The sequence below is a fragment of the Acidobacteriota bacterium genome (assembly GCA_034211275.1).
GTDB lineage: Bacteria > Acidobacteriota > Thermoanaerobaculia > Multivoradales > JAHZIX01 > JAGQSE01.
Genome location: JAXHTF010000298.1, coordinates 1 through 5,037 on the forward strand (window position 1 = coordinate 1; position 5,037 = coordinate 5,037).

The following is a 5,037-nucleotide window of genomic DNA, read 5'->3' on the forward strand; positions in this document are numbered from 1 at the left end:
TCTCGGCCACTTTGCCGGCCCTCGGCGACCAGCTCGAGGCCGAGCTAAGTCCAGACCTGCAGCAAGGATACGAGCGATCTAGCGCCCAGATGGTGGTGGGGTCCCTGGATGCCCCAAGGGGGGGAACGATCAACCCCGCGCTCGAGCAGCGCTTGGCGGCGTACAAGGCTTGGAAGGGTCGTCGGGGAATTCAGGGCCGCGCTGCCACTCTTGACGAGTTTGAGTTCTTCAGACGAGGAAATGCAGGAAAAAACGGCCTGCAGTTGTACGCAAGAAAATCCGGCTTCGGTGGTCGCGGGTTAGCTAGGGCTCGTCGCCTTGGGGTTGAACGAGCATGGGCTGATGAGCTGGCACTTGTCCAGCGCGGTGGGGGAACCCGGGAATGGTCGGCCCTTGAGAGGATAGAGCTGGAGGCCACAGGAAGAGTGAGCGGTTATTTCGGGCATCACATCAACAGCGCCGCCAGGTATCCTCATCTAGCGTCAAACCCAGCCAACGTGAGGTTCGTAACCTGGGAGGAGCATTTCCAGTTGCATGGTAGGAATTGGGCGAATCCAACTACTGGTCCACTGATTTCGAGATGAGGCTAGTGGAGGATGGATTAGATTCGACGCCTATTTGGTTATCTTGCGCATCTTCGCCATGAATTCCTCGAACTCGCTGTATTGGTTCCGAGCCCGTTCGAGCTCTTCATCGAGGAACTGCTGCATTGATACCCAAGCGTTGACTTTGTGGTTGCGTTTCTTCAGGGAAACCACCCCGGAGCCAGCGGTCAGGAAATACCCTACGTTTTCTTCAAGTGATAGTGGGCTGCCGCCGATTTGAAACAACGACAGGTCATCGGTGAATCCATGTCGCCAATGAGTATTTGCGGTGGCCAGATCCAGCGGCTGAATCGTCGTACGATCTAGAAGAGGTGGGTCCTGCGCCATTGATGGCGGAATACCGTACAGGTTGAGCCCGAAGATACTCGCTCCGTTCAGCACATGGAGGATTTTCTTGTAGTCAGGTGGGATCTCGACGGAGTGGATCTTCTGATAGCGGTCAATGGTGCTATCGTCTACACCGAGGTACAGCGTGACTGCGAATGCTTCGGTACCGACGCTTGGCCTTCTTGATATTTGAAGTCTGTCGTCTTGGGTTTCGGTCTCCACGGCATGAGACAGCAGCTGTTCCGCCAATCGGCGGATCGGCTCAAGGTCCTTGGTTAGTTGTGTGATGATGTCCATCTGAACGCTCCCCCGCTGTGACGGCGGCCTGTCATCTGAGGTTGAGTTTTTCGAATAGTGCTCGGTTTCTGCTCTTGGCGTCTTCCACGAGTTTCCGGTAGTCGATGATCTCCACATACGCCTGGTGATTCGCGTTGAATCCAAAATACCCCTGACCATCTGGGGTAATCGTGAGGCCGAAGTCTTTGGCATAGCGTTCGATAGAAGGAGTAAGGGTACACGCGACATAGACGTAAAATGGAGTCTTTTCTTGGACTCTGATTGTCTGTCCCTGACGGTCTTTTGCCTTGGCGTCTCGGATCTTCGAAATGTAGCCGTACACCTGCTGAATCGGGTTTTCGTCTGATGTGTAGTCCGTTCGCTCCGGCCTTTTGAACTCAATGAGCACAACTGACGAGAACGGTCTCCGGTCGTCTGGTGCGAACGCATGCGATCGATTAAAGACGACAAGGTCCGGTCGATCCCGATCGTCGGTCTCCAATATGTCCATCTTCTTCAACGGCAGGTCGGACGCCAGGTACTCGTGAAAAGCTAGCCGGTCGTCGATCAACCAGAGATTGTGCTCTTCGAAGCCGAGGTCGTCCGAGGTCGTGCGCAGTGGACAGATGAACCGGTGGATGACCTCTTCACGGTAGTACTTCCCACTATCAGTAAATCCGAGAAACTTCTCGAGCGCGTTGATGACCGCCTTTCGGTGGGCGATGTATTGCGCGAGGTTTGATTTTCCGACGTCGTTTTCCTTTTCGAGAAATTCAATGTACTGCCGGAAATACTCCTCAAAGTCTTCCATCTTCTCCAGATCCGCCGTCAGGAGCTTATCCTGCGTTTCCCGGAGCTCCTCTTCGATGACAAACTGGATTCTCCGAAGCTCTCGATCGAGATCTGCCTCTGCCCTGATCTCGGGGGAGATGTCGGCCAGAGCTTCCGGCTTGTGTTTGAGGATCGGGCGGTACTGCGGTGCTTTGGTATGAACGAAGTCCTCGATCCGCTCCATCTTCTCTTCGCGCAAAGGCTCGAGGTACGGCTTGAGGTATAGCTCGAGCTCGCCGGTTGTAGCGCCGAGGAGCGATTCTTTTGAAATCACGTCAGGGAATTCAAGGTCGGTGTCCCGTTCCGGGAACAAGAACCCTGTTCTCTCGGAATTGACGTGTTCGTCGAGATATCCTCCGGAGACGTAGCCCAGGTACACAAACTCTTTGTCCTGCTCATCTTGGAGCCTTGCTGTGGGGACTTCCCGAATAAGCTTCGTGATGCGTTCGCTGTCCACCTCACGCCCGTAGGCGCACAAATGAATGCGGTGATCCCGTCTCTCTCGGCTCGAGTAGATCCTCAGGTGACGTAGCTCGAATTTCCGTTTCTTGACTGTGAAGGGTTTTGTTTCCGTGGCACTGCCGAAGATCTCTCGAAAGACTTCGTTCAGATCTAAGCTCTCATCCCCATCGACAAGGGTCAGGTGCGGGCATTGGTCGAAGAAAAAGTACGATAGGAAGTGTTCCACGATGCGTTCACCAATGATCGACACTCCCTTGGGGCAGTGCTTTTGGTACTCCTCCTTGAGGCCGATGAGTTTGACTCTGGTTTCTCGTTTCGTTTTCGGGGCGTCATCCATGCGGTCGTTTTCAACGCCGTCAGCCGACAGAGTGAAGTCGAACCTCCGTCGCTTCCATGTGCCGTCTTCTGGGTACGAGCTGGTCACCTCAACCGTGTCAAATGCCTTCAGCCAGATGAAGCGGCCTACACCTTTGCCGCCTCGCGCTTGTTTGTAGGTCGAGTCAGACGTATTGAACGACTTCCAGTTCTTACTGTCGAACCCTATGCCCGTGTCAATGACCGTGAAGGCAGAGACTGGCGACGACTCGTGCCCGTCCTCATAGAGCGCTGGCTTGCTGCTGTCCCGCTCTACGACGACCTTGATCTCACTGGGGCCATCTGCGGCATCTTCAATCGCATGGAATGAGTTTGACAGCGCCTCGAACAGGGGCTGAAGAGGCTTGGTGGTCGCGAGTTTAGTGTTGTGAACCCTTCCGGGTAAATCCAGGTACACAAGATCCTCCCCGGCATGTTACCCACCCGCCAAATCAGCTGCTTCAACTGGCCGCACTGTAAGCTTGTCGCGCCTTGGCGTCGCGGATCAGCCCGTCGACCACGTACAGGATCCTATCGCGGTCGGGGCTTGGGACCTCGGCGAGGGCCTTCCAGCGCTCGAGCATCTCCTTGTCCTTGAGGATCTCGGGCAGCTCGCGCTCGCTGACGAGGAAGTCGACGGTCACGCCGAAAGCGTCGGCGAGCTTGCGGGCAACCTCGATCGAGGGGGTGATCTCGCCCCGCTCGTAGCGGCCGACGATGGCGCCGGAGGTGCCGATCAGCTTACCGACCTCGGGCTGTGACCAGCCTCGCTCCTTGCGCAGCTGGAGGATCTTGGCGCCGAACGTCGACGGGGTTTCCTTCTTGCTCATCACCTAACCGTCATCAGAATCATGTATTTTCCGGTCCCATTCCGAATCTAGCTCACCAACAGATGACCGTCAACACCAAAGCGGCTTGACATGGTCGCGACAGATTGGTAATCATGGTCACCGAAAGATGACGAGCAAATTTCTCGCATTGGATGGTGGCTGATGGCACGAATCCCGACCGAGGAGCTTGAGCGGCTGAAGCGGGAGGTCTCCGTCGAGCGGCTGGTCGAGGCGCGCGGGGTCGAGCTGAAGCGTCAGGGCAAGGACTTGCGCGGGCGCTGCCCCCTGCATCCGGACGAGGACCCGAGCTTCTCCGTCGACCCCGTGAAGAACGTCTTCCACTGCTTCGGGTGCGGGGCGAAGGGCTCGGTGATCGACCTGGTGATGGCGCTCGAGGGCGTGACCTTCCGACATGCGGTCGAGATCCTGCGTGCCGACTACCCGGGGCTCGGCGAGGCGCCGGCCGACCGGCCACCGCCCAGGACGTCGACGACGCTCAAGCTGCCGCCGCTGGTGTCCGACGACGACGAGATCTCGGATGACGAGCTGCGGGGCGTGGTGGCGGGCTACTACCACGAGACCCTGAAGCAGTCGCCGGAGGCGCTGGAGTACCTCGAGTCACGGGGCCTGCGCTCCGCGGAGATGGTCGAGCGGTTTCAGCTCGGCTTCTCGAACCGTACCCTCGGCTACCGCCTCCCCCAGCGCAACCGCAAGAACGGCAGCGCGATCCGCAGCCGGCTCGCCGGGCTCGGGATCATCAAGGAGACCGGCCACGAGCTTCTCCGGGGCAGCGTCGTGGTCCCGATCCACGACGAGCACGGCCGGGTGGTGCAGATGTACGGGCGCAAGATCACGCCGCGGCTTCGCAAGGGCACCCCGCTGCACCTCTACCTGCCAGGTCCTCGGCGCGGCGTCTTCAACCTCGACGCGCTCAGGGCCTCGAAGGAGGTCATCCTGTGCGAGGCCCTCATCGACGCCCTGACCCTGTGGTCGCACGGCTTGCGCAACGTCACCACCGCCTACGGCGTCAACGGCTTCACCGAGGAGATGCTCGAGGCCTTCAAGGCGTACGGGACCGAGCGCGTGCTCATCGCCTACGACCGGGACGAGCGCGGCGACGCCGCAGCGGCCAAGCTCGCCGAGCGCCTGATGGCCGAGGGCCTGGAGTGCTTCCGGGTCGAGCTGCCGCACGGCATGGACGTCAACGAGTTTGCGCTGAAGGTCACGCCGCCGGCGAAGAGCCTGGCGATGGTGATCCGCTCGGCCACGTGGCTCGGAGCGGGCAAGGCGCCTTCGGCGCCGGGGTCCGGGGTCCGGGTCCCGGGGTCCGAGCCACCCGTCATCTCTCTGAA

General features: G+C 58.9%; 5 protein-coding genes. 2 read left to right on the forward strand and 3 right to left on the reverse strand.

The window, feature by feature from the left end; translation table 11 throughout:
* The coding region (locus SX243_25040) for a hypothetical protein (protein MDY7096255.1) at positions 1–584 on the forward strand (584 nt) is incomplete at its 5' end.
* Between the two features lie 30 nt (positions 585–614).
* Here the strand turns inward: SX243_25040 and SX243_25045 are convergent.
* The 3 genes from SX243_25045 to SX243_25055 are packed head-to-tail and all read right to left on the reverse strand — an operon-like array spanning position 615 to position 3,685.
* The gene (locus SX243_25045; GenBank protein ID MDY7096256.1) at positions 615–1,229 is read right to left on the reverse strand and encodes a hypothetical protein; all 615 of its coding nucleotides are present in this window, start codon (positions 1,227–1,229) and stop codon (positions 615–617) included.
* Between the two features lie 31 nt (positions 1,230–1,260).
* Positions 1,261–3,273: an ATP-binding protein gene (locus SX243_25050; GenBank protein ID MDY7096257.1), complete on the reverse strand. Its 2,013-nt coding sequence runs from the start codon at positions 3,271–3,273 to the stop codon at positions 1,261–1,263.
* Between the two features lie 43 nt (positions 3,274–3,316).
* A complete protein-coding gene (locus SX243_25055; GenBank protein ID MDY7096258.1) occupies positions 3,317–3,685 on the reverse strand; it encodes a helix-turn-helix transcriptional regulator in 369 nt (122 codons plus the stop codon).
* 162 nt (positions 3,686–3,847) lie between these two features.
* Here SX243_25055 and SX243_25060 point away from each other — a divergent pair.
* A partial coding sequence (locus tag SX243_25060) for a CHC2 zinc finger domain-containing protein (protein MDY7096259.1) occupies positions 3,848–5,037 on the forward strand: 1,190 nt, incomplete at its 3' end.